Source organism: Candidatus Nitrosotalea sp. TS (assembly GCF_011319465.1).
In the GTDB taxonomy this organism is placed as follows: domain Archaea; phylum Thermoproteota; class Nitrososphaeria; order Nitrososphaerales; family Nitrosopumilaceae; genus Nitrosotalea.
In genome coordinates, this window is sequence record NZ_RCMB01000007.1 from 13,820 (window position 1) to 39,806 (window position 25,987).

General features: G+C 39.1%; 21 protein-coding genes and 6 pseudogenes. 13 read left to right on the top strand and 14 right to left on the bottom strand.

The genetic code is table 11. The annotated features are described in order from the left end of the window. Nucleotides 1-14 precede the first annotated feature (14 nt). Nucleotides 15-1,622 carry a CTP synthase gene (locus tag DYY67_RS02575; protein WP_166390517.1) on the top strand — a complete coding sequence of 536 codons (1,608 nt, stop codon included), beginning with the start codon at nt 15-17 and terminating at the stop codon, nt 1,620-1,622. On the opposite strand, the pseudogene DYY67_RS02580 reads toward DYY67_RS02575, so the two are convergent. Both DYY67_RS02580 and DYY67_RS02585 read right to left on the bottom strand, forming a co-directional pair. Continuing rightward, nucleotides 1,623-2,616 (bottom strand): annotated as a pseudogene (locus DYY67_RS02580) (NAD(+)/NADH kinase). A gap of 31 nt (nt 2,617-2,647) precedes the next feature. Then, nucleotides 2,648-3,523, bottom strand: coding sequence for a PfkB family carbohydrate kinase (locus DYY67_RS02585; protein ID WP_166390519.1), 876 nt, complete (start codon nt 3,521-3,523; stop codon nt 2,648-2,650). A 199-nt stretch (nt 3,524-3,722) separates the two neighbouring features. Between DYY67_RS02585 and DYY67_RS02590 the strand changes: the two genes are divergently transcribed. Beyond that, complete coding sequence (locus DYY67_RS02590; RefSeq protein WP_166390522.1) at nt 3,723-4,010, top strand: 30S ribosomal protein S26e; 288 nt, start codon at nt 3,723-3,725, stop codon at nt 4,008-4,010. On the opposite strand, the gene DYY67_RS02595 is transcribed toward DYY67_RS02590, so the two are convergent. Next, complete coding sequence (locus DYY67_RS02595; RefSeq protein ID WP_166390524.1) at nt 4,007-4,585, bottom strand: CDP-alcohol phosphatidyltransferase family protein; 579 nt, start codon at nt 4,583-4,585, stop codon at nt 4,007-4,009. The two genes, DYY67_RS02590 and DYY67_RS02595, sit on opposite strands and share 4 nt — an antisense overlap. Nucleotides 4,586-4,676: 91 nt before the next feature. Here DYY67_RS02595 and DYY67_RS02600 point away from each other — a divergent pair, with 91 nt between their 5' ends. Next, nucleotides 4,677-4,889, top strand: coding sequence for a hypothetical protein (locus DYY67_RS02600; protein ID WP_166390526.1), 213 nt, complete (start codon nt 4,677-4,679; stop codon nt 4,887-4,889). 144 nt (nt 4,890-5,033) lie between these two features. Continuing rightward, nucleotides 5,034-5,630, top strand: coding sequence for a cupredoxin domain-containing protein (locus DYY67_RS10070; protein WP_178084790.1), 597 nt, complete (start codon nt 5,034-5,036; stop codon nt 5,628-5,630). 29 nt (nt 5,631-5,659) lie between these two features. On the opposite strand, the gene DYY67_RS02610 is transcribed toward DYY67_RS10070, so the two are convergent. Beyond that, nucleotides 5,660-6,736, bottom strand: a complete 1,077-nt coding sequence (locus tag DYY67_RS02610) for a homospermidine biosynthesis protein (RefSeq protein WP_166390528.1) — start codon at nt 6,734-6,736, stop codon at nt 5,660-5,662. Nucleotides 6,737-7,115: 379 nt separating this feature from the next. Here DYY67_RS02610 and DYY67_RS02615 point away from each other — a divergent pair, with 379 nt between their 5' ends. Together DYY67_RS02615 and DYY67_RS02620 are read left to right on the top strand one after the other, a co-directional pair. Continuing rightward, nucleotides 7,116-8,879 (top strand): M3 family oligoendopeptidase, encoded by a 1,764-nt coding sequence (locus tag DYY67_RS02615; protein ID WP_320415928.1) that lies wholly within the window; start codon nt 7,116-7,118, stop codon nt 8,877-8,879. 344 nt (nt 8,880-9,223) lie between these two features. After that, complete coding sequence (locus DYY67_RS02620; protein ID WP_166390530.1) at nt 9,224-10,414, top strand: hypothetical protein; 1,191 nt, start codon at nt 9,224-9,226, stop codon at nt 10,412-10,414. A 4-nt stretch (nt 10,415-10,418) separates the two neighbouring features. Here DYY67_RS02620 and DYY67_RS02625 read toward each other — a convergent pair whose 3' ends face one another. The 3 genes from DYY67_RS02625 to DYY67_RS02635 form a co-directional block, all read right to left on the bottom strand. Continuing rightward, complete coding sequence (locus DYY67_RS02625) at nt 10,419-10,970, bottom strand: pyruvoyl-dependent arginine decarboxylase (protein WP_166390532.1); 552 nt, start codon at nt 10,968-10,970, stop codon at nt 10,419-10,421. 52 nt (nt 10,971-11,022) lie between these two features. Continuing rightward, nucleotides 11,023-11,418 carry a redoxin domain-containing protein gene (locus DYY67_RS02630; protein WP_320415950.1) on the bottom strand — a complete coding sequence of 132 codons (396 nt, stop codon included), beginning with the start codon at nt 11,416-11,418 and terminating at the stop codon, nt 11,023-11,025. A 115-nt stretch (nt 11,419-11,533) separates the two neighbouring features. Further along, nucleotides 11,534-12,076 carry an inorganic diphosphatase gene (locus DYY67_RS02635; protein WP_166390534.1) on the bottom strand — a complete coding sequence of 181 codons (543 nt, stop codon included), beginning with the start codon at nt 12,074-12,076 and terminating at the stop codon, nt 11,534-11,536. Nucleotides 12,077-12,377: 301 nt separating this feature from the next. Here DYY67_RS02635 and DYY67_RS02640 point away from each other — a divergent pair, with 301 nt between their 5' ends. Together DYY67_RS02640 and lsrF are read left to right on the top strand one after the other, a co-directional pair. Further along, the gene (locus tag DYY67_RS02640; RefSeq protein WP_255492686.1) at nt 12,378-13,268 is read left to right on the top strand and encodes a zinc-dependent dehydrogenase; all 891 of its coding nucleotides are present in this window, start codon (nt 12,378-12,380) and stop codon (nt 13,266-13,268) included. 104 nt (nt 13,269-13,372) lie between these two features. Beyond that, nucleotides 13,373-14,208: pseudogene (gene lsrF, locus DYY67_RS02645) on the top strand (3-hydroxy-5-phosphonooxypentane-2,4-dione thiolase). Between the two features lie 105 nt (nt 14,209-14,313). Here lsrF and DYY67_RS02650 read toward each other — a convergent pair. After that, entirely contained in the window at nt 14,314-14,595 is a 282-nt protein-coding gene (locus DYY67_RS02650; protein WP_255492687.1) for a hypothetical protein, read from the bottom strand. 262 nt (nt 14,596-14,857) lie between these two features. Here DYY67_RS02650 and ilvB point away from each other — a divergent pair. The 4 genes and pseudogenes from ilvB to DYY67_RS02670 all read left to right on the top strand — a co-directional run bounded on the left by ilvB (nt 14,858) and on the right by DYY67_RS02670 (nt 19,571). Further along, a pseudogene (ilvB, locus tag DYY67_RS02655) lies at nt 14,858-16,548 on the top strand (biosynthetic-type acetolactate synthase large subunit). A gap of 8 nt (nt 16,549-16,556) precedes the next feature. Beyond that, nucleotides 16,557-17,048: an acetolactate synthase small subunit gene (gene ilvN / locus DYY67_RS02660; protein ID WP_166390543.1), complete on the top strand. Its 492-nt coding sequence runs from the start codon at nt 16,557-16,559 to the stop codon at nt 17,046-17,048. Beyond that, complete coding sequence (locus DYY67_RS02665; protein ID WP_166390545.1) at nt 17,038-18,555, top strand: 2-isopropylmalate synthase; 1,518 nt, start codon at nt 17,038-17,040, stop codon at nt 18,553-18,555. The genes ilvN and DYY67_RS02665 overlap by 11 nt, the downstream gene beginning before the upstream one ends. Then, nucleotides 18,556-19,571, top strand: a pseudogene (locus DYY67_RS02670) (isocitrate/isopropylmalate dehydrogenase family protein). Here the strand turns inward: DYY67_RS02670 and DYY67_RS02675 are convergent. The 5 genes and pseudogenes from DYY67_RS02675 to DYY67_RS02695 all read right to left on the bottom strand — a co-directional run bounded on the left by DYY67_RS02675 (nt 19,564) and on the right by DYY67_RS02695 (nt 23,934). After that, nucleotides 19,564-19,824 carry a hypothetical protein gene (locus DYY67_RS02675; protein WP_166390547.1) on the bottom strand — a complete coding sequence of 87 codons (261 nt, stop codon included), beginning with the start codon at nt 19,822-19,824 and terminating at the stop codon, nt 19,564-19,566. The pseudogene DYY67_RS02670 and the gene DYY67_RS02675 overlap by 8 nt on opposite strands. Before the next feature lie 113 nt (nt 19,825-19,937). Beyond that, nucleotides 19,938-21,231 (bottom strand): annotated as a pseudogene (gene aspS / locus DYY67_RS11860) (aspartate--tRNA(Asn) ligase). Between the two features lie 9 nt (nt 21,232-21,240). Continuing rightward, a complete protein-coding gene (locus DYY67_RS02685; RefSeq protein WP_255492690.1) occupies nt 21,241-21,792 on the bottom strand; it encodes a transcription elongation factor NusA in 552 nt (183 codons plus the stop codon). A 556-nt stretch (nt 21,793-22,348) separates the two neighbouring features. After that, a pseudogene (locus DYY67_RS02690) lies at nt 22,349-23,306 on the bottom strand (anion permease). Between the two features lie 7 nt (nt 23,307-23,313). After that, complete coding sequence (locus DYY67_RS02695) at nt 23,314-23,934, bottom strand: DUF47 domain-containing protein (RefSeq protein ID WP_255492691.1); 621 nt, start codon at nt 23,932-23,934, stop codon at nt 23,314-23,316. 142 nt (nt 23,935-24,076) lie between these two features. Here DYY67_RS02695 and DYY67_RS02700 point away from each other — a divergent pair, with 142 nt between their 5' ends. Beyond that, a complete protein-coding gene (locus tag DYY67_RS02700; protein ID WP_166390551.1) occupies nt 24,077-25,012 on the top strand; it encodes an ABC transporter ATP-binding protein in 936 nt (311 codons plus the stop codon). 30 nt (nt 25,013-25,042) lie between these two features. On the opposite strand, the gene DYY67_RS02705 is transcribed toward DYY67_RS02700, so the two are convergent. Continuing rightward, nucleotides 25,043-25,816, bottom strand: coding sequence for a hypothetical protein (locus tag DYY67_RS02705; RefSeq protein WP_166390553.1), 774 nt, complete (start codon nt 25,814-25,816; stop codon nt 25,043-25,045). Nucleotides 25,817-25,987: the final 171 nt, after the last annotated feature.

Sequence of the window (25,987 nt, forward strand, 5' to 3'; positions counted from 1 at the left end):
AATCCATCATAGATATGCAGTCAGAAACCAAGTACATTTTCGTAACAGGAGGAGTCATGTCAGGGCTTGGTAAAGGGGTTGTTTCTTCATCCATAGCAAAATTGCTTCAACTTTCAAACCAGAGGGTTTCTTGTGTTAAGATCGATCCTTATCTGAATTACGATGCCGGTACCATGAATCCAATTGCTCACGGTGAGGTGTTTGTTACAGACGACGGAGGAGAATGTGACATGGATATTGGCAATTACGAACGATTCCTAAATCAAAGCATACCAAGAACACACAACATCACTACAGCCCAGATCTATTCAAGTGTGATAGAATCAGAAAGACGAGGCGAATATTTGGGCGCATGTGTTCAGATAATACCCCATGTAACAGATGCCATAAAAGACAGGATCAGAAGCATTGCAAAGAGCGAGAGCCTAGATGTTCTTGTTGTAGAATGTGGCGGAACCGTAGGAGATATTGAAAGTTTACCATTCCTAGAAGCACTAAGACAAATGAGACTAGAAGAAGGATCTGATAATGTAGTTTTTGTTCATGTAACATTAGCACCATCTCTTGATGTAGTAGGCGAGCAAAAAACAAAACCTACTCAGCATAGTGTTCAGGAACTAAGAAGGATTGGTATTCAGCCCGACTTGATGGCAGTAAGATGTAGTAGGCTGCTTGAAACTTCAGCAAAAAGAAAAATTTCGTTGTTTTCTAATGTTTCTGAAAAGGACGTATTCTCATGTCATGATGCAGAATCAATATTAATGGTCCCACAAATGCTGTATGACCAAGGAATCATTGATGTAATTTTTAAAAAATTTGGCAAGGTCGGTCTTGTAAACACTTCAACCAACTGGGACAAGTGGAATACCATAGTGAATTCATTTGTCAATGTAAAAGACCAGGTAAGAATAGCGATGGTTGGCAAATATGTCAAGTTGGCAGATAGTTATGTCAGCGTGAATCATGCATTAAAACATGCAGGATCTAAGATTGGTAAAAATGTAGTAATAGATTGGATAGACTCGGAAGAATTGAACGGTGAGGTAGATAGACTTTCACAATACCATGGAATTATTGTTCCAGGCGGATTTGGCGAGCGCGGTGCAGAAGGCATAATCAAAACAGCAAATTTTGCACGAGAGAAAAACATTCCATACCTTGGCATATGTTTTGGATTTCAGTTAGCAGCTGTTGCGTTTGGTAGATACGTGTGCGGTCTGTCAAGTGCAAATTCAACTGAGATTAATCCAAATACACAAGATCCTGTAATAGATCTCCTTCCAGAACAAAAATTCATTGAAAACAAAGGCGGGTCTCTAAGATTAGGAGCAAATGAAATCAAAGTAGAAAATGATACACTTGGGTTCAAAATTTACAAATCAAATACCATCTTTAAAAGACACAGACACAGATACGAATTTAATCAAAAATATCTAGAGTTATTCAATACAAAAGGGCTACAATTCTCAGGATACAGCGATAGCAAAAAGCGTATGGAGATTCTTGAGATACCAAATCACAAGTTCTACCTAGGAGTACAATTCCACCCTGAATTTAGCAGCAGGCCAGGATATCCAGAAGGATCTTTTGAGGCATTCATACAAGCGGCCTCTAGCGCATAGTCATTTTGGGATTTCGTAGATTCTTTGTCTAGTATCTCGAAGTGAGACTCTTCTTTTTACATAGCCTTTATCAAGTAAATGTCTAAGTGCTAGTCGTACAGTCCTATCTGGAAGTAAAGTTTTCGCCACCAGTTCTTTTTGTGTCAGAGACCCTTCATATTCCAGCGTTTTAAGCAACAACTTTGAGCTTGGCGGCATGTTCAAGAGTTCATCTGCAAGTTGTACTTTTTTTGCCAGTGCAGAAACCGTAGTAGAATCCTTTTTCATACGAATAACGTTAGCTGATTGTGAAAAATTCGTACATTCTACAATCTTATCAACTTTGAATCGATCTTTTCCATCCAACACCACCTCGCATCTCAGACTAGACGATATATCATCAACTTCAATGAAGCTGTCTTCTGGCACTATCAATGGACGTCGTGTGATATCAAGAGAGTTTACTGAGACCACACAGAACACTTTGGAGCCTTGGTATACTGCAGGTCCACCTGCAGACATGGAATATGCAGATGAGCCAATAGGAGTGGATACAATCAGACCCATCGCTGTTATCATGCCAAAATTCCTCTCCATTTACACGTAAAACATGTTCCATCAAAGTTGCACTTTTTGAAGAAAAAATTGCTACGTCGTTTAGTGCAGGATATACATTTTTGTCATCAATTTTAACTCCTACTCTAGTAAGATGCTCTATTGTAAAATCTCCTTTTTTTAATCTATTGAGATAAATCGGAAATTCTTTAAGATCAGTCTGAGCCAGATATCCACTTGATTCAAACTCATTGATTCCTAGAACGGGTATAGTACTATTGATAAAACGGTGAAAGTATGATCTTACTCCGCGATCTCCTCCAGTTACAATCACATAGTCAATCTCTTTTCCAAATGTTTTGTTAGTAAGAATATTTGATTCAATTCCATGACTTTCAAGTGATTGCTTGACAGATTTTACAGTCTGGTCTTGATCTTGACTGTAAATGGCCACTTTCATATCAGAGACTGAACCCTTGCACAATAAAAGCCTAAACTTGGGAGAACTTTACCAGATTATACAGATATGCTGCAGTTTGTTGTATGCTGCCAGAATTCGGTATTTTTGCCATACCAGTAGCTTTTGTCTCCAATGCTGCCTGAGCTGCACCAACTGCAAAACAAATAGCCCACAGGGAATCCTTTTCTTTCAAATAAGAACAGGCAAATGCGGCACAGAATATGTCTCCTACACCCGTGGTATCTCTAATCTCCATATTTGGAATATGTAGATTATACAGTCTATCTTTAACTAGCATTGTTATGTCTTGTTTGTTTGTATAAAGAACATGTTTTACTCCTTTCTTTTGTAATGCAAGCATTGCCTCTTTTTCTTTCAAACCTGTAAGATAGAAAGCTTCATCAGGGTCTGTTTTAATTGCCGTTATCTTTGAAAGGTCAAGTAATGTTTTTTCAAGATATATTTTACCATTGGAATCAACACGACGCAGGAATCCTTGTGGGTCAAGCAGAAAAAAATCAGAATTCTCTCGTACTTGATCAAGTGTTTCTTCTGACACTTCATCAAAGACAGGACTTACAATGAACCCATCTACATCAGAATTGCTAAACTCTATTTGATCACATTTTGCCTTGAGATGTAATTCTCGTTCTGTACCAAGAACACTTAGTGAAAAACGAGTAGTTGGATTATTTGAAAGTGCACTCTGTGGAAGAAATAGGCCCTTTACCTCAAGATCCTGTTTAAATTTAAAATCAGGCCCAATTCGCGTTTGCAGTTCTACACCAAATTTCATATTTTTGGCAGTAATTCCACAATAGGCGGCAGGCCCTCCAGGAGTTTCCACCACTTGTCCATTTCTAGATATCTCATCTACAGTACAATGCGACAATATTGCAAGTTTCATTGATTGTTCCCTGGCATCTTTCCATTTAGTTCTTTTTGAGTTTGTCCTTTAAGACAGAAATGATAAACAGTGGATGCCTTTCTATGATGAATTCATGTTAGAATAAGCATTCCAAACCTTACGACAAATAATCAAAATGCTTGTTATAGAATTGTAACGTCAAATGCGTTTATTTAGAGGCATATTACAGGTACCATATATGCCATTAAAGCGTGCAAGTAGAGGCAGAAAGAAGGGTGGAAAAGGATCCTCTGATCGTGTCCAGTGTTCTAACTGCGGAGCTACCGTACCACGTGACAAGGCAAAGAAAGTAACATCCAGATTGAATCTAGTAGAACACAGTTTAGCAAAAGAGCTTAGAGCACAAGGAGCATACATTGCCTCACCTACAGTATTGAAGTACTATTGCATATCATGTGCAATTCACTTTGGCATACTAAAGATTAGGTCAGCTGATTCTAGACGTCAAACCGGCAGACTGCGCTAGTCGCTTATCTTTCTAGACGTAGCAATCATTCTTTGTACAAATGTGATTCCTGCAATAATAATCACAATAATTACAGCATAATTTAGAAAGACAGCGCCTGCCATTCCAACGATTGCTATCACAAGCAATCGTTCTGCTCGCTCACCTATTCCTATTCCTTGTAGCTGAACACCTAGTGATTCTGCTCTTGCTCTAGTATAACTTACAAGTAATGACAGAGTTATTGCTAAAAGAACAAGATAGCCTTCAGAATAATTTCCAACTAGTATGCCAAGAAATATGGCAACTTCAGCAATCTTATCAAAAACAGAATCTAAAAAGGCACCTTTTTTAGATGTCTTCCCAGTGATCCGCGCTACTTGACCGTCCACAATATCAAAAAATCCAGAAATTAAAAGAAGAACGCCACCTATTACAAACGAATATTGAAAATGGATTCCATATACTATCGCGGATGCAAATGCAAATGCAAGACCCACTGCCGTCCAAAAATTTGCAGAAAGACCGGTAGAAGCAAACGCCTTTCCTATGTTCTGCAAAGTGGGTTTTAGACCCTCTCGGAAATTGTTAAGCATCTTGACTCTCAATCGTTCTTTGAGATTAAAGCGTTTACGCCTTCACAAATAGACCAAAAATACTCAAATAATATAGGGTAGAATAACTTGCATGGGCATCATAGCCAAAGGTGCAAAATGTAATGTTATCGGTTGTGATAAAGATGGTCTGCGTTCTTTGACCACGTCCAAGGTTGAAGGTACTGGCTTGAGTATTTCCGGAGTCGGAAAGAAAACAGCATTGTGTAAAGAACATTACAAAGAATGGAAAAAAGCAACAAAAGATGAACGAGATGTTGAAAGGGCTAGATACGATAGATTTTAGCCACCTTCTTTTATTCTCAGGATTTAACAAAGTTATTTGAACGAATTTAGTTGCAATCAGATGCCATTTAGGAATATAGCACATGTTCAAAAAATATGACAAAAAACGAGGCCTTTATAATGCCCTGATTTGTCAAACAAACCGATGAAGTCAAAACCAATGGGCGCACTATTGGGTATTTTGGCACTAGTTGCCGTTATTGCAATAGCTCCACAAGCTTTTGCGGCTACTGCCCAAGTAACAATCAGCAAGGGGGCAAGTGTAACAGGCAATGCAACAGCTTGCGGAACAACAAACTGCTTTAATCCAAATGTGATAAATATCAACGTAGGCGATAAAGTCACTTGGACAAACACCGATTCGGTTCCACATACTTCAACATATAATGATGGGAACCTATCAGACAGCGCAGTCGGCTCTGTCTGGGACAGCAGTATGATCAAGGCAGGAAGTTCATATACATCTCCTCCTTTCACAACCGCTGGAACATTCAATTACTTTTGCGAAGTTCATCCATGGATGGCTGGTCAAGTAATTGTTGGAGCAGCTGCAACTAGTCCACCACCTACCAATGCACCGTCAGGAAACATGACTGGCATGAACAACATGACTGGAAACAGTACAATGTCTGGAAATCAGACCGTACCCGAATTTGGTCCTGTAGCGTCACTAGTTCTTGTAATTGCAATTATTAGCGTAATTGCATTCACAGCAAAGACTAGAGGCTTACCAAAGCTCTAGATCTTCCATTTTTCTATTTTTAATTAGTATTACTTTTTTACGTTTTTCTTATTGTCAAAATATGAACTGGCAAGATCTTTGTAATACTTGTCCAATTGTTTGTACAGACGTTTTGGTTTTCTAGGCTTTTCGTTGCTTAATGCATAAAGACAAAGTACTGGAAATGCAATAGTTGCATCGGTATACACCATTATCACATCTTCATGGGCATCTTTTACTTTGCCCCAGCTTTTGCCTTCTTGCAATGTAGCCCCAGATAGACCACCGGTATCTGGCCTTGCGTCTGTTATCTGAATTATGTAATTTTGTCCACCATGACCCAATCCAAGTATTTGATCTAACAGAGGTCCAGTCTGCTGAGCAGTATTTTTTGGCACTCCACCACCCAACTCCACTATGCCTGATTTTTTTGAGTTGTAAACTATCGCAGCTTGTTCCAATATTTCCCGTACAAAGTCCAAGTTATACGATTTGTTTGCAAGACGCAGAGGAGCAAGATCCAACGCGAGAGACGAATCCTTCAGGGTTGAGATGTAAACAGGTACATCATAATCATACGCAGTCACTACAAAGCTTTTTTCAGGGTGTTTTGAATGTGTTTTTGAGTATTTTCCCATAGCATTACAAAACTCAGCTGTTGTGAATGACTCGTCAATGAGATTATCTGTGAACATTTTTTGAACTATTTTATCCTCTGCTTTTAGCGTCTCTTCCCCTTTGATGTATACATCCCGAATTCTGACAATGTCTTTTTCATATAGCACCATATCATCCACTTCAAAATGGCCTTGCTTTACAGGTAAATTCCATGCAAAATGGTCTTCATGGTAGACATTTGCCCCAGTTGAGATTATCCAATCTACAAATCCTCTCTCTATCAATGTTTTAAAAAGCCCTCCAAATCCAACTGGTGTCATGGCACCGGCAATAGTAAGACAGATGGTAGCATCATCTTCAATCATCTTACAATAGAGTTTAGCAGCATCACCTAGCTGCCTAGCGTTATAGCCAGTACTTGCAAAGATGTCTACCAAGTCATCAATGCCCATGTTAGGTTTTATTTTTAAATGTGGAATGTCTTTTCCATGAAAATTATGATGATCCACGAACGGGTAATCTAATTTTGGGCTAAATAAATACTTGCCAACGTCATTTGAGCAACATATTTTGTGACACTATACAAGGAAATTTCATGCAACAGCTAATTTTACTTCTATTGCATGATGACGCGAGACTTCATTATGCATTGCAACATGTGAATGTTCTTTGAAAACCAAGTTGCATTGGTAACATTTCCATGCGGTCATGCTGCTCATGGGTTCATATCACAATTTTTCTATATAAGACCCGCGTATAATTTGTACTAGTAAATCATCCAATCGAAAAACATTGAAAGTGTGATTTCGATTAATCTTGATTGATAATGGCTTCGTTTTCAGCTCTTTCCATATAGTATTTTAATAACAAACAAGAGACTGAAAATGAATGCAGATTCTCAAGCCAGGCAAGTGGAACCTAAGTGAACTTGTGGCCGATCCTTACTCGCCAGCATTTAAGAGTAAACTGCAAGAAATCGAGTCCAAGGTCAAAGAATTTGAAAAAAATAAGAAAAATTTAGTTCCTAGCATTTCAGAAAAAAAATTTATGGAAATGCTACATTCCTTAGAAGAGATATCAGAAAAATTCGGCATTGTTTCGGGTTACGCATCGTTGGAATATTCTTCAGACACACAATCTGACAAGATAACCTCACTTCTTACTAAAATGAGGCAATTGGGTTCAGAGATTGATAACCGTACCTTGTTTTTTGATCAATGGTGGAAGAAACAAATTGATGAAAAAAATGCGCGGAGGTTAATGCAGCACACAGGTGAATTGCATGAATTTCTCAGGCACAAAAGGACATTGGCTCGATATTCATTATCAGAACCTGAGGAGAAAATAATAAACACGTTAGACGTTACGGGCCACTCGGCTCTTGTAAAACTATATGACAAAATCACCAATGCGTTTCAGTTTACCGTAAAAATAGATGGAAAGACAAAAATCTATACCAGAGAAGAACTCACCCAACTTGTAAGGAGTCCGAAAGCAAAAACACGAGAGATTGCATACAAATCACTTCTGTCACAATTTGACAAGAATAAGGGCGTATTAGGTGAGATATATCAAAACATTGTTCTGAATTGGAAAAATGAATGCATACAAATTCGAGGATATGCATCACCCATATCTGTTAGAAATATTGGAAATGATGTAGACGACAAAACTGTCAAAGCCCTTATTTCAGTGTGTAGAGGCAATGCAGATGTATTTCGAAAATTCTTCTCATTGAAAGGACGCATTCTAAAAGTTAAGAAGCTTCGAAGATACGATTTGTATGCACCCATTCAAAAAAAAGAGGAAAAAAAATACACGTATGACAAGGCAGTAAAGATAGTACTTCAAACTCTCGATAGTTTTAGTCCTACTTTGGGAGAATTTGCAAAAAGAGTGGTTACAGAAGATCACGTAGACTCGCAGATAAGAGTTGGAAAAAGAAGTGGAGCTTTTTGTAGTACAATAGCGCCAAAGATAACTCCTTTTGTTTTATTAAATTTCAAAGGAAGAACCAACGACGTATTCACCATGGCACATGAGTTAGGACATGCGATACACAGCATTGCCGCATCAGACAAATCAATTTTCATACAAGAGGCGCCTTTGCCATTGGCAGAAACCGCGTCTACATTTTCTGAGATGTTATTATTTGATAGAATTCTAAATCAAGTTTCAGATGAAGAACAACAAGCAAACCTCGTAGAGCACATTGATGATCTTTATGCCACTGTTGGAAGACAGGCATACTTTACAGTTTTTGAGATAGACGCACATCAAAAAATAGGAGAAAGTGCAACCGTACAAGAAATATCTGAAGAATACATGAAAACATTAAAGGAACAATTTGGGACATCGCTTTCTATTTCTCCAGACTTTGCAACAGAATGGACTTGTATCCCTCACTTCTTTCATTCTCCATTCTATTGTTATTCATATTCATTTGGAAACCTGCTATCGCTTTCTTTATTCCAGAGATACAGAAAAGAAGGAAAATCGTTTGCGTCTACCTATGTGAAGATCCTTACTGCAGGAGGGCACAAAAACCCGAAGAATTGCTCAAAGAGTATGATATCGACATATCATCTGAGAAATTCTGGCAAGAAGGATTTGACTATATCAAAAACCAGACCAGAAGGCTTGAAAGTTTAATAGATTAAAATCGCCTGGCAACCAAGCGCCCCCAGTTGCCAGGCATGTTCCCCTACGGTTTGAACCGATGTCAGTAACTCAAATGATGCATTATAATTTAAACTATTTGGAATAGATCTGAAACTATTTTATTTTATAACACCAACTAATTTGCAAGTGAAATACCCTCGATGTTGCCATAAGAAAGCTGAATATCTAATTACTTATGATTGCGGTCCAGATCCTCAAGAGACAATACTTGTATGCAAGGATCATTTCAAAGAGGAACCGTTTCAGCGGTTTGCAGTAAAGATAGAAAAGTTGCGTGGGTAGACTTAATAATTCGAGCTCAAAAGTGGCATTAAATGAGATCGGTCATTACAGCATTACTGATTTTTGCAGTTTTAATGGGTTCAATTACAAGTGTACATGCACAACAACCTCAACTTGCAACATATCGTGAGACTGCACAAGTGCTTGTTGATGAAAAAATACAAAATCAGACTACAGCGTTTATCACACTAAGTAGTACGAGTCCTCTTGAAATGCGCGTTCCTACTACGTTAGATCAAAAGATTGCAAATGCCGCAAATGTTACATCTGTTGCAATAACTAATGCAAATTCATGTGTACTTGGAGTCACCGACCAAATGTGTGTTGTAATAACCATCTATTCACCATCATTGATAGAAAGCTACAACATAACAAAAATACAAACAGATTCCAAAGCAATCGGGGATACATTGATAGATGATATCAACAAGGCATTTTTGTTGGATGCTTCATTCAATTCCGCATATGTAAATCCAAAAGGAGACTTGAATAAAGCTCTTGGTACCTCAGGCTCATTATCTGGAAATAGAACAATTTCAGTGGTATACACTGCACCGCAACAAAAATCTTCATACATGTTTGATCAATTAACATCAGTACTTGTGCCAACACAAATACGAGATGCAGGAGGATTTTATGATGTTGCAAAGAAAATGGCAGACTCTACCAACTCTACTGTTACTTTTGCAATAACTCCTACAACCAACGGCCAGTCAATCTACCAACTGCAGGTATCAAAACAATCACCAATCAAGGGCAGCGTGACATCCATTAGACCATTGGATCTTTTTGGCGTTAGTATGCTAAATAGATCATCTTATTTTAATGGAGGCTTCTTCCCACTCAATTCCCTCTTTGAACTTTCAGTCATATCAAATAATTCTACTACCATAACAAGCCACGGAGGAGAGATAGCCCCAACTACACTTAGAAATGGCCAGCAGGTTCCGACAAATCTCAGCCAACCAGGTTGGATTTTTGATCCTAGTTCAGGACAGCAAATTACTGGGATTTACCTTTTTGGAACAACAACGTCTGTAACAGCCGATGACTTGGCACTTACACTAGGATCAGGAAATACAGGGCAGACTACCCAACCATTAACAAATTCAAGCGGTACAACAATTACCAATTCAAGTGGTCCTGACTATTCAATATACGCATTAATAGGAATTGTAATTGCAGGCGGCGCAGCAGTCTATCTTTTCATGAAAAGAAGATAACAATCTAAAGTATCAGAACAGCAGCTGAAAACACTGTTGTCCATCTGCCCTGCGGGTCACCGACGGCACTTTGAGTTATGTTTCTTGTTTTGTATATTTGTCCAGATATTTTCCATTGTTGCTTTTTTTCATCCCAACTCTTGTTTACGTCAAATTCTATCCCTAATGAAGATGCAAGCATCTGAGCCGCGATATCTTCTGCATATTCTCCGGCTTCTTTTTCGGTTTCACCAAATGAGTGATATTCTGAGAGATATCCGTACTTTGTATTGTCTTTGGGCGCTGCAATTCCTACCGATGAGGCCAAAAGCCTATGTGGTTCATTAGTGTCGTTTCTTGCATAGATTACAAACTGGACACTTCCCGGCCTTATCAATTTAAGACCTTCTGCTTTTGAGATCAGTTTTGCACCAGGCGGAAAGATGCTTGAGATTAGAACAATATTAGTGCCTGCGATTCCAGCATCACGTAAAGCATACTCAAAACTTGTCAGTCTATCAGGATGTACGCCCTTACCTCTGGTAAGGAATAGTTTTTTTGCAACAAGGTCTAACACGATTCCATTCTAATTTTAGATCTTATAAAAATTTATTGAAAACAAGGAAAAATCAATTCAGTGACTGTAGTGCCTGTATGATTTCTTGCCCATGTGACTCGGCATTGACGTCTCGAAATATCTTGGCAACTTTTCCATCTTTATTTATAACAAAGGTGGATCTTTTTGCAAGTCCCGCCAAATTCAGCCCGGCATAGGCCTTGCACGTAGACTTGGCAGTATCACTTAGATGCAGATATGGAACCTTGTACTCGCTGACAAACTTCTTTTGGTCCTCAACAGTGTCTACAGATATTGCAAAAAGCTCGGCATTTTGCTCTGCAATCTTAGGATAGGCATGTATTGTGGCTTCTGCCATCTGGAAGGTTTTCTTTGACGGGCAGGCAAAGAGATGATTTTTTGGATAAAAACAAAGTACGACATTTTTTCTACCTAAAAAGAACTTAATTTTACCACATTACCGTCATTTGCGACAAGTTCAAAATCAAGTGCAGAATCTCCTTCTTTCATGCATATAGTTTCGCATTATAGGTTTAAGACTATTTTGGATAAAATATGAGAAATCAGATCAGATATGACTTTTTGAAGGTCTTTTGATAGAGTTTTACTGCTCCGATCACGACTTTTTTTGCGCTTTCAACGTTCTTCCAGCCCACAATCTCAACTTTCTTTCCCTCCAGTTGTTTGTAGACTTGGAAGAAATGAGCTATTTCCTTTAGGTGATGTTTTTCTAGATCAGAAATATCCTTCAGACCAGCATATCTTGGATCATCTTTTGCCACGCAGAGAATCTTGTTATCCATTTGGTTCGAATCTTTCATTCGCAACAAGCCAATCGGTCTTGCCTCTATTAAGACTCCTGGAAATGTCGGATTTGTAACTAGAACTAGTGCATCTAGTGGATCACCGTCTTCGGCATAAGTCTGTGGGATGATACCATAATCTCCAGGATAGTACAACGGTGAAAAAAGAACACGGTCCAGTTTGATGATGCCGTTTTTTTTATCATATTCATACTTGTTTTGAGAACCTTTTGGTATCTCCACTATCACATTCAGAATTGATGGAACTTTCGGACCTGTTTCAATATCATGCCACAAATCCATAATGAATACTTTCAGAAAAAAAGCCTAATTTAATTGCCAGCTAGTAAAAATATACTTCTAATCATCAATCTTTTTTTGACTTTTTAATTCATGACTGTTATTTTTAGTCATTAGATCTTAAATTTGAGATAAAATATATCGCCAACTAAAAAACGTTCAAATAATTACTGATGGTCAAATCAGAGAATACAAATAAGAAAGAATTCAAAGTGATTTAGGATTACAATATGAAAGCAGCTTACGTAAAAGGACCATCAAATGTTGAGATCAGAGACGTCGAAGAGGCCACAAATAGGAAATAATGACGTCATTAGTGACAATGAAAGCTTGTGGGGTATGCGGATCAGACCTAGAAAAAATCTATGGACAATACAGTCAACCTTCAATGAGACTTGGCCATGAGCCGTCTGGAATAGTGTCTGAGGTTGGATCAAACGTAAAAGAATTCAAAAAAGGAGACAGAGTTTTTGTACACCATCACGTACCATGCCACTCATGTCACTTTTGCTCACATGGAAACGAAACAATGTGTCAAAAGTATTCTGAGACAAATCTTAGTCCATGTGGTCTTGCAGAAGAATTTCTTGTGCCCGACTGGAACGTGGCCCATGGCGGAATGATAAAGTTACCAGATCACATAAGCTTCGACGAAGCATCCATGATAGAACCTCTTGCGTGTTGCGTTAGAGCGTGGAATAAAATCAAATTCAAGCAAGGAGACTCGGTTGCAATCTTAGGTGCAGGACCTACTGGTATGATGCATGTAATGTTAAGTAAGATTTTTGGGATGGGAGATATTTTTTGTTTTGATATAAACAACTTTAGATTAAGTTTTGCCAAACAATTTGGAATAACAGAATCTATTCTTTCAACTGATCCTAGTGCACACCAAAAAATTCTTGCCAAAACTGGAAACAGGGGAGTAGACGTAGTAATAGTATCTACAGGAAGCCTAAATGCCATTGCGCAATCAATAGAGATTGTCAGAAAAGGTGGAACCGTTGTACTTTTTGGGGTACCAACAAAAGATGCAAAGATGTCACTAGATATCAGCAAAGTATACTCAAAGGAAATTACAATAACACCAAGTTATGCAGCATCTGAAATAGATACAAATGCGGCATTCAAGCTAATAGAAGAAAAAAAAATAGAGATAAACAAATTGATTACACATAGATTCGATCTTATCTGAATCTGCAAAGGCGCTTGAATATGCTCACCAAGGAAATGATTCAATGAAGATAATTGTAACAAATTCAGAAAGGCTTAACTAAGGCAAATTTTTTGGAAGAAGATATGGATTGGGGATTAAAAAATCGCCTTGCACGGATAATAAAACCTCATGATAAACGAGGAGTAATGCTTGCAGTAGACCATGGATATTTCCTAGGTCCAACAGAAAGACTCGAAGAGCCAAGAAAGACTATTGCTCCATTGTTGCCTCATGCTGACTCGTTAATGCTAACACGAGGTGTTCTAAGAACATCTGTAGATGCCACATACCCAGTACCAGTGGTACTCAGAGTTTCAGGCGGCTCTAGTATAATCGGCAAAGACTTGTCAAATGAAAAGATAACAACATCAGGTTAAAGATGCAATCAAGTTGAATGTATCAGCACTTGCAATGTCAATATTTGTTGGGGCACCGCATGAACATGAATCGCTTGTAAGCCTAGGTAATCTAGTAAATGAGGGCGAAGAATATGGGATACCGGTTCTTGCAGTTACTGCAGTAGGCAAGGAGTTAGAAAAAAGAGATGCCAGATATTTGGGTCTTGCATGTAGAATAGCTGCAGAGTTTGGCGCACATTTAGTTAAGACATATTATTGTGAAGATTTTGAAAAGGTTGTAAGGGCTTGTCCTGTTCCAGTCATAATTGCAGGAGGACCAAAACTTGCAACAGAATTGGATGCGTTAAAACTTACTTTTGATGCAATACAATCAGGTGCCTGCAGGAGTTGACATGGGCAGAAACATTTGGCAATCAGACTATCCTGTTGCAATGATCAAAGCTGTAAAAGCAATAGTACATCAAAATGCAACAGTAAAAGAAGCCCATGAAATGTTCAATGCTCTAAAGGGCACCAAAAAGCCAGTTAAACCTGTCATTAGATCTAATCAGAAATCTTAGACAAGTGTACGTGTACAATTTTCCATTTTTGTGACTTGATTAGAACAAATGTTCCTCTACTATCCATGGAAAGATGTTGCCCCCTAAAGCTATAGTTATCAACTATCATTCCGTTTGACGTATAGTAAAAGTTACCACCGCGCAGTTATCAAATATGTCTACGCGCATATTTTTAATTTCATGCTCATAGTCAGATATGCTAACAAATCTTAGTTGTTGCAATGCAATAGTGGTGGCATAGTCTTTCAAGTCAAACGGCGGGACATCACCATAACTTGAAAATCTCGGATCATCAAGCTGGATTGCACTTAATGGAGCCAAGTTCTTTGTTTTACCAGAGTCAAAGAAAGTTGTAATTACATCCAATATCTCGTCTTTGTCTCCCAAAATCGATATTGTTTGACATAATTCTAGTTTAAGTCTTGTGAAGCCCAAGTCAAATCTGTCTCTAGCGTTGAAATATTCACAGGGCAGTAATGCATTTTTTAATAATTTTGTTCAATTTTACTAGTAATATTTATAAATTATTTCATATGAAAAATCATAGGACTAAAATGAAGTTAGGAGGCTCGGCAAGCATTTCTGGTATTCTGCTGCTAGTCGGCCTTATGCTGTAGACTACAGCAAGTTAGTCGGAGTTAGAAAAATTATGGAAAAAATGTCAGGTGCTAGATCTTTAATGGTTGCCCTCGAGAAAGAGGGTGCAAACATAGTCTTCGGACTACCCGGAGGAGCAAATCTTCCGATATATGATGAGCTCTACAAGAGCAACATACGACACATCCTTGTTCGACACGAACAATCTGCATCACATATGGCAGATGGTTTTGGAAGAGTCAGTAGAAGGCCAGGAGTATGTTTTGCAACTTCAGGTCCCGGGGCAACAAATATTGTAACAGGGATTGCAACTGCCCAAGCAGATTCTTCCCCAATGATTGCAATTACTGGACAAGTTCCAACAAAAATGATTGGACGGGATGCTTTTCAGGAAAGCGACATAATTGGAATTTCAAATCCAATAGTAAAATATGCATTTCAACCCATGACGGCGGCAGAAGTTCCCGAAGTAGTTAAAAAAGCATTTTACATTTCATCCACTGGCAGACCAGGTCCAGTACTAATCGACATTCCAAAAGATGTTCAACAAAACGAAGCAGAGATTACATTTCCGTCTGAAGTAAAGATAAGAGGATACCATCCATGGGTAGACCCTGACATTAGAGAAATTGAACGCGCCATAGACATGCTACTTGCTTCTGAAAAACCAGTAATCTTGGCAGGAGGCGGAGTGATAATTTCAGGAGCTTTTGCAGAACTTCAATCAATAGCAGAATTACTAATGATTCCAGTAGTAACAACATTCAAAGGAAAAGGCGCATTCCCAGAAAACCATCCGCTTTCACTAGGACCCATAGGAATGCATGGCCATGCAGAAGCCAACAAGATCATGGTAGAAGCTGATTGCGTACTTGCATGCGGTTCTAGATTTTCAGATAGATCTGTTGGAACATTTGAAGAATTTGAAAAAAATCTCAAGATAATACACATGGATGTAGACCCGGCAGAGATAGGAAAGAACCAGACAACTCACATTGCAGTAGTTCGGAGACATAAAGGCCTCCCTTAGGATAATGGTAAAAATGCTAATCCAAAAAGCCATCAAACGTGCAGGAGACAACCCATGGCTAAAACGCGTTAATGAGACAAGAGAGTACTTTAGACAGAATCTAAAACTTCATTCACACCCATTAGGGGCTGCAAAGGTTTTAAGAAAATTAAGAGAGGTTCTCCCTCCGCAGTCAATTGTAACAACGGAAGTAGGCCAACACCAGATGTGGGCATCATTATTTTTTGATGTAATACAGCCTGGGACATTTCTTTAGCTCCACAGGTCTTGGCACCATGGGGTGGGGATTTCCAGCTGCAATTGGTGCAAAAGCTGCAAGACCAGACGTTCCAGTAGTTGACATTGCAGGAGAAGGAAGTTTTAACATGACTGAAAATTCACTTGCTGTCTCAGTTCTAGACGACTTGCCTGTGATAGTATTTTTGTTAAACAACTTTTCACTTGGAATGGTTGCTCAATGGCAGAGAACATTTTATGACAGGCGCATGATTGGAATAGACCTTAAAAATTGCCCAGACTATGTCAAGCTAGCTGAATCTTACGGAGCTCAAGGCATCAGAGCCCAGAGCATAGACGAGATTGGAAAGGCAGTCCAGACAGCTCTTAAGAGCAACATAGCTACAGTCATAGACATTCCAATTGATCCCCAAGAGGACGTATTGCCATTTGTGGCTCCTGGAACATCTCTCAAAGATATGATTTTACCATCATAGTGATATCCATGTGGTCCATAATTTCCGTACTTGTAGAAAATAAACCAGGAGTACTATTCAAAGTCACCAATCTCTTCAGATCAAGAAATTATAACATAGATAGCATATCTGTTGGCATAACAGAGAATCCAGAGTTTTCCAGAATGACCATCACAACATCAGCTGACGAAAAGCAACTCAATCAAATAATCAAGCAACTTGACAAGATGATAGATACCGTAGAGGTAAAACTATTAGACGAGAAAAAGAGCATATACCGCGAACTAGTATTGATGAAGATAAAAATAACAAAACCGACAGATATCATGGAAATAACTGATCTTGCAAATGCTTTCAAATGCAATGTTCATGATGTGAGGAAATCATCAATTATCGTTGAGATTACAGCAACACCTGATAGAATCAACGCATTTGAAGATCTTGTGAAAGCATATGGCATACTTGAGATAGCAAGAACCGGAATGTGTGCACTTGAGAGAGGAGTAGGCAATGAAAGTTAGGATTTTTGATACCACCTTAAGAGATGGAGAGCAGACACCGGGTATTGCATTAACCCCAGAGCAAAAACTTGCAATTGCTCAAAAGTTAGACGAATTGGGCGTGGATGCAATAGAAGCTGGATTTCCCATAATATCAGACGGTGAAAAAAAGGCGGTAAAAGACATTGCTCACGCAAATCTCAAAGCAGAGATTTGTGGCTTGGCAAGAACTGAGAAAAAAGACATCGATGCAGCAGTAGCTGCAGGGTTAAAGTACATACACACATTCATTGCAACATCTGATATTCATTTAAAATACAAACTCAACCTCACACGAGAACAAGCAGTTGCAAAGGCGATCGAGGCAGTAGAATACGCAAAATCACTTGGATTGCAGGTAGAGTTTTCTGCCGAAGATGCAACAAGAACAGATAGAGAGTTTCTCAAAAAAGTTTTCAAATCAGTCACAGAAGCTGGCGCAGACAGGATAGACATACCTGACACTGTAGGTTATTCCACTCCCCAGTATATTGCAGAAATCACAAAAGATGCTATCGATGCCACTCACTTGCCTGTTAGCGTTCACTGTCATAATGATTTCGGGTTAGCTGTAGCAAATGCAATCTCTGCAGTTCAAGCAGGAGCACAATGCGCACATGTTACAATAAACGGCATAGGGGAGAGAGCAGGCAATGCATCACTTGAAGAATTTGTCATGGCGCTACAATGCTTACAATTTGACAAAAAATTCGAGACAAACATCAATACCAAACTTCTTTACGAAACATCGCGATACGTTTCAAAAATTGTTGGAGTTCAGGTCCAACCAAACAAGGCAATTGTTGGAGAAAATGCGTTCGGACATGAATCTGGAATTCACACACATGGTGTATTGAACAATCCATTAACGTATGAGCCGATTAGCCCAGAACTTGTAGGCAGAACACGTTGGTTCCAAGTAGGAAAACACGCAGGAGCACATGGAATTGCCGCAATGCTAGAAGAATATGGGATTCAACCGTCAAGGGACCAGACCCGCGAGATTCTAGAAAGAGTCAAGAAATTAGGAGATTTGGGAAAACATGTCACTGATGTAGAACTACTCTCAATCTCAGGCGAAGTGATGCACCAAGAGGGTCTGAAAAGACTAGTCCACATAACAGGATTTTCAGTATCAACAGGAATTGGCAATATGCCATACGCATTTGTCAAATTAAACATAGAAGGAAAGGACTTCATAGGAACTGACTATGGTGTGGGTCCAGTAGACGCATCAATTAACGCAATACAAAAGATTACTGGCGAGACTTCCAAAGTCAGAATAAAAGAATACAAATTGGATTCTATTTCCGGCGGATCAGAGGCATTGTGCGAAGTAACAATAAAGGTTGAAGACGCATACGGCAACCAGGCTTCTGCAAAATCCATCGGCGAAGATATCGTAATCACCAGCGTTCAAGCCATGATCGACGGCCTAAACAGGATAATGCTCAAAAAAATCCTCAAACAAAAAAACTTGGGACATTAGATGTATAAAATATCACTCATAACTGGAGACGGCATAGGTCCAGAACTATCAGAATCTGTTACAGACATACTACATACAATAAATGACAAGATTGGAGTAAAATTAGAAATCAATATTGTTGAAGCCGGCGATGCCGCACTGAAAAAAACAGGCAAGGCACTTCCTGATTCAACTTTTGATACAATAAAAAAATCTGATGCGTGTCTTAAAGCCCCGGTAGGAGAAAGTGCTGCAGATGTGATTGTATTTCTACGAAGAGCGCTGGATCTTTATGCCAACATAAGACCAGCAAAATCATATCCCAATATGCCGTCTCTTAAAGAAAACATAGACCTTGTCATAGTGAGAGAGAATACCGAAGACCTCTACACGGGAATGGAGTTTGATGTCGGCAGTTCTGCGGTCGCACTAAGAACCATATCAGAATATGCATCAAAACGTATTGCAAAATATGCCTGCATTACAGCAGGTCAAAGAAACAAGCAGAGAAAAGTAACCTGCGTTCACAAATCAAATGTAATGAGAAAAACAGACGGTCTTTTTGCAAGATCATGTGCTCAGACAGCAAAGGATTTTCCAGATATCAAATTTGAGCAGATGTATGTTGACGCATGTGCCATGAATCTAATCAGACAACCAGAGTCTTTTGATGTCATAGTGACAACAAACTTGTTTGGAGATATCTTGTCTGATGAGGCAGCCCAAGTTGTAGGTGGACTGGAATGGCACCAGCGGCCAATATCGGAGACAATTTTGCCTTGTTTGAACCGGTCCATGGTGCAGCTTTTGACATTGCAGGAAAACAGGCTGCCAATCCATCTTCTTTCATCTTATCTACAAAGATGATGTTTGAGTGGTTGGGAATGAAAAACAATGACTCTGCATCTTTTGCAGTGGCAAAGAAGATAGAAGATGCAGTCTATGGAGTAGTAAACGAAGGCAACAAGACAAAAGACATTGGCGGAAACAAGACCACCAAAGAATTTACCCATCAGGTAATCTCAAAACTTATTTGAGATCTGACACTGGCGGTTCTCTTGACCAAAAGAACATTGCAAAGCCAATCGGTATCATGATAGTTACTGCCACCCCAAAACACACCCAATAGAAGGTAGGGTCAATTCCTTTGATCAAGGGCACTGGAAATACGGTATATGCCCACACAAAGGCGATAAATCCAAGTATTATTTTGTTGCGTTTGAAAACTCGCCATCCAAGTTTTCGTTTTGAGATATAACATTTCTTGCAGCGGGTTCTGTCATCTGTCATACAAGCATTACAGCAGTGCTTGTCACAAAAGTAACAAGTGTGGTCACCAAAACCCGAGCCGCAAAAGTCGCACTGTTGCACAAGTAATTGCCGCAAGATCCAGATTTATCTTTTTATGGAAATAGCCTTTCAGGATCTCTTGGATATAAAACGACTTCCCTTACATTATCAATTCTAGTCAGAACAGACATTAGCCTGTCAAGGCCCAACCCCCATCCAGAATGAGGTGGCATTCCCCAATCAAATGCTTTGAGGTGGTCCTCAAATTGTGACGGGTTTAGTCCTTGTTCGACCAGTCTTTCCCTAAGCTTGTTTGGATCATGCAGACGTCTTCCACCAGATGATAATTCTAGATACCCATATTGCAAATCAAATGATTTGGACGATGACGGGTCATCTTCCTTTTCATGGTATATAGAATGGTTTTAACTTCATAGGCCAATCTATCAAAAAGTAAAATCCAGGATGCAGTTCACCAAGTTTTCGCAAATGGGAATCCAGTAGATCATCACCGAGTTTGAGGGGAATTCCTTCACGACCAAGTTCTTCCACAGCTTGCTTGTAGGTGATCCTCTCAAATGGTGTTGCAGGCCTTTTCACATCAATTCCAAGAGTCTTTTGTTCTTCAATACAGTTCTTTTCAACATGCTCAAAAACATTGGCTACAACTGTTTCTAGAACTTCAATGACGTCAAGATAATCCATAAAATCAGCTTCAACTATCCACACTTGTAAATTCAGTAAGATGTCTTACAGTATGAGATTTTTCTGCTCTGTAAAATGATGCTATCTCAAAAACTCTTTCAAGACCAATTGTCAATTGTTCTTTGTAAAGTTGTGGGCTCTGTGCAAGATATGCTTGCTTGTCAAAATATTTTAGAGAAAACAAGTTTGCGCCGCCTTCACTTGCGCTTCCAATTATTTTGGGTGTGTTTACCTCAATGAAACCAAGTTCTACAAGGGTTTTTCGTATTGATTGTAACGCATGGTGACGTATTTTAAAAATAGATGCAGTTTTTTGATTTCTCAGGTCTAGGGCTCGAGCATTTAGTCTGTTATCGATGTTGCTTTCCAGTCGCCCTATTGGATCAATTGGTAATGGGGTGCACAGCACGCGACAATATTTCTATTTTTTCAGATTTTACCTCAAATGGAAAATCACGTGACTTGGTCTCCTGCACTGCACCCGTGATTCTTACTACACTTTGTCTATTGAGATCTTTTACCTGCTTGATGCCTTCTTCTCCGACCACAACTACTTGCGCAACCCCTGTGAACGTCTCTTAATGTGAGAAAGGTAAGTTTACCCAATTCACGAAGATCTTCCACCCATCCACCAACTGTTACCTTCTGGCCTTTTAGAGAGGCATTCAGGCTGCCTATGTAATGAGTCCTTTTCAAGTCCAATTTAGCTTCTCACTTTCTTTCAAATTCAACAACTAGTTCTATCTTTCGCAGATGTTGCGATATTACTATGATTTTATCAATATCAATTGGGAATCTTGATGTTTTCCTTCCTGAAACTATGACTTTGGTCTTTCTAACACCGCCCGGCGCCCACAATTGGTTAATTGTTAGAATCTTGATTGGAAAGAACATGTCTTCAATGAATTTTTTATCATCACATCCTTGCTCGACTAGCCAGATCTTTCCAGCAAATTCTCCTTGGAGTATCCTGTAAAGCTCTCGGCTTTGCCTAATAGTCATGATATCAGTACTGCTAAGATACAGTACGTAATTTCCATTTGACTCCAAACAAGAATTGAGTGTGAATTTTTCAATTTGTGGGATTTTTTGAGACAGCTGGACTAGTTTTATCGAGGCATCTACATCGGACTTTGTCAGTTGCCCAGAATCCAACTTGGATTCGCATTGTGGGCAAAGAATGCCATTCATGGCATCAAAGCTACAAATAGGCGTCCTCAAGGAAATCGGTTTTTTGCTTACTGGAACTGGAAGATAAACCATACGAATAGGGTTTTGTTGCGATCTAGGATCATATTTTGAATCCAAAGATCATGATGACGGCCTCAATTTTCCATAATTTTAAAAAAATGCGCAATGTCTTGTTCCGCAATCAGGTCTTCGCCTAAATGTAATTTGACCTCATCTATGATCAAGCTATAATTTTCTCCATATACATCTTGGAGGATATCTCTCAGGTATGTCGGATATTCATAACAATCTATAAAATTTCTATTGCAGATAGCATTTAGTCTAGCTTGAATCAAATGAAAATCAGCACTATTTCTCCTCATTATGACTACTTCAATGCATGACATTAAGGCAACCCTATGTTGCTCATCAAAACCCCCCACACAATCCAATAGCAGTCGTAGTTTTAACTATTTCCAAAAATTACTCAAATTGGTCATGTTTTCCCGTATTTTTGGAAATACTGTCATCCATTCATTGACTCATTACCACAATTCCTACAATTTCATCAGCTATTTGTCTAAACTTACACTAGATTGTTCTTGTTTTCTTTCATATTTTTAGTGCAATCCATTTATCAACAATGTAATTAGAACGAAACTGACGCGCTGGCAGGAATTGTGATTATCCATGCCCATACAATTCTTTTTCCTACTCCCCATCTAACAGCAGATAATCGTCGAACTGCCCCAACTCCCATTATCCCTCCAGAGATTGCATGAGTAGTACTTGCAGGAATTCCAGCCCAAGCTAGAGTTGCAAGAAGTGTTGCAGCCCCCGTTTCTGCTGAAAATCCCTGGTATGGTCTAAGATTAGTTATTCCTCATGGCCATTGTTTTGATTATTCTCCATCCGCCAAAAAATGTTCCAAGACTCATTGCGGTTGCAGCCATTATAATCACATAAGATGGAATCTCAAATTTTGTAATAACTCCCTGTGTAAGTAAAATAAGTGCTATTATACCCATTGTTTTTTGTCCATCATTGGCACCATGGGTTAACGAAAAGTATGTTGATGAAACAAGTTGTAATTTTCCAAAAACAGAGTTTACTGTACTTGGTTTTCTTTTTGCAAAAATTTTCATTATTAACAATGCCACTAGAAAAGATAACACCAATCCTGCTATTGGTGATATTACTATGCCTGTCACTACAGTCTGAAGACCACCCAGAATTACTGCTTTGTATCCTGCTCCGGCTATGCCTGCACCTAGAATACCACCGATTAATGCATGGCTACTAGATGTCGGCAATCCTAAAACCCAAGTTATGACATCCCACACTATTGCTCCTGCCAAAGCACCTATGATGATGTTAAGTGTGACAAAATCTGGATGAATGATTCCTTTTCCTATTGTAGTTGCCACTGCTACACCAAAGAGAAATGGGCCGGCAAAGTTTGCAAAGGCTGCGATACCAACTGCAGGAAGAGGTTTTAGAATACGAGTTCCAATAACGGTTGCAATAGAATTTGCTGCATCATGAAATCCATTTAGAAAATCAAAAGCTAGTGCCACTACTATAGCACATATGGCAAGCACTATCATACAAAATCTACGTGTATTTTAGGACGACGTCTTCTATAGAGTCAGCAACATCAAGGCATCGGTCAGAGGCTGTTTCCAACGCTTCGTAGATGTCTTTTAGTTTTATAATATTAATAATATCAGTTGTTTCCAATAGATCTCCAACCGCCTTTCTGTATATATCATCGGCATGATGCTCTATTTCGCTTATGGTACGACAATGCTCTATGATGGATTTGTTTACTTTTAGTTTGTTAAGACTTGTAATCATTAGATTGATCTCTTTTGTAGAATATTGGATGTCTTTTGCCAACTCTAACATGTACGGAGGTGGAGATTTTATCTTGAAATTTACAATCCTTCCAGAGATGCCCTCGATGTAATCTATGATATCATCTGTTTTTGAGGCAATGCGTGAGATGTCTTCCCTATCAAGTGGGGTGATGAACGTTTTGTTTAGTTCTTCAAAAACAGAATGCGTTAATTGATCAGCTTCTCGCTCTATCTTTTTTATTTGAGCATGGTTCTCATCTAGTTTATCAAAATTACCAAATATGTCTACCAGTAGTTTTGCTGCTTCTTCTGCCTTGCAGGCAAGGCCATTTAAAAGTGATAAAATTTCTTTTTCATTGGACTTTATCCAAGACATCCATTGCGTCATATAGCTACTCTAAAACTTCATAGTTAAATGTCTGATGCATATAGCCCACATGAACTATATAGTTACAAGATTTTGCTGCGATCAAGTGATTTCAAAAGGCAGATTTACTTGTCAAACCATATTCTAGACAATGACCACACTTTCAATTGAAGAACTTGAAGTTCAGTACCAATTACGTGATAAAACGATTCGTGCGGTGGACAAAGTCTCCCTTTTCCTGAAAAACAATGAATCGTTGGGCATAGTGGGGGAAAGCGCCTGTGGAAAAAGCACTCTTGGGCTTGCAATTATCAGGTCTGTTCCAGGCGGAAAGATTGTCAACGGAGATATCACATTAGATGGAAAATCCACGCTAAAAATGACAGAGGCCGAATTTGCAAAGACAGTACGTTGGAAGAAGATATCAATGGTATTTCAAGGAGCAATGAACTCACTTGACCCAGTTTTTTCAATCAGACAGCAATTCGAAGAGATTTTGCAAGCCCATGATTATAGAGGGGACCGCCAAAAAACGATTAACGATATCATAGATTCGGTTGGTTTGCCTCCTACAGTGTTGGATAAATTCCCTCACGAACTCAGCGGCGGCATGAAGCAAAGAGTGGTAATCGCAATGGCGCTGGTTTTACGTCCGAGTCTGGTAATTGCAGATGAGCCTACCACGGCACTTGATGTACTAGTACAAGCCCAGATCCTAAGTTTGCTCAAAAAACTAAAAAAAGAAGGCATGTCGCTCATACTAATTTCCCATGACCTTGGCATAATATCTGAAATTGCAGATAATGTCGGAATAATGTATGCCGGAAAGATAGTGGAATTTGGCACATTACAAGAGGTGTATTCAAATCCCAAACATCCGTACACCCAGGCGTTATTCAAGTCCATGCCAAAAATTAAAGGCGAACCAGAACTAATATCTCTCAAAGGCACGCCTCCTAACTTGGCTAACATGCAAACAGGATGCAGGTTCTACGATAGATGTACACACGCAATGGAAAAATGTAGAAAAGAGCCGCCCAAAATTAAAACAGAATCAGGCCATGTATTATGCTGGCTCTATGAATAGGATAAATAAAATTAAAAAATTTCTTAAAACTTAGTGAGAATAGGTTGTTTGGTTAAGACCGTCGCCTTGATAGTATGCATTGTAAAAGTTCAGTGCATTCTGTAATGCCATCTGACTTCCATTAGCAATTTCTACATCTCGGTCGTTGTTGTTTTGTTCATTTGTAGTTGAACTAGTAAGACCAGCATAACCTGTAGATTCATCTTGTGCAAGAGTCTTTGCATGAATCTCCTGGAATATCTGAATTGCTTTGCCTAGTGCATATGCTTGAGCTGCATCTAGTTGACGACCTTGCGTATTCTCGTTTGTAGTACCACCTGATTGTAGATTCACATAAGCAGTGTCAACCCTAGTAAGAGCGTTTACAAGAGCAGTTGCTTGTGCATCCATAGAGTCCCAAGTCTTGTCAATTTGAGCTTGTCTGTTGCCTGTGTTTTGTTCATTTGTTGTTCCATGATTCTGCAGATCAGTGTAAGCTGCATCTATCTGATATAATTGCGATACAATAGATTGAGATGCATTCAACGATTGATCTCTTGCATTAGCAATCAGAGTATTTCTATCCCTTCCTTGCTCATCAGTCGTTACACTGTTCAAGCCAGTGTAGTTGGTAGATTGCAGATTTTGAAGCTGTTCTACATGAATCTTGTCAAATTGTGCCAAGGCATTGTCCAAAGATGCTTGTGATCCTGCTGCCAAGTTTCGTCCTACGGTATTCTCATCTGTCGTAGTAAAAGATAGTCCGGACCAGTTTCTTTGTGCTCCGTTCGTGTTATCAAACTGATACTTGTCAGAATAGACCAATGCGCTCTTTGTTGAGCAGCAAGTTGCCTCTGAGCAATGTCAGACCATTGATCGTCTGCAAATACCGTTTTACTTAGGTAAACAGAACTTCCACTTAGAACTAAACCAGTGATCATTACCACGGCTAGGAGTTTGGCGTTCACGTTTGAGTATCATAATTATAGCCTTTAA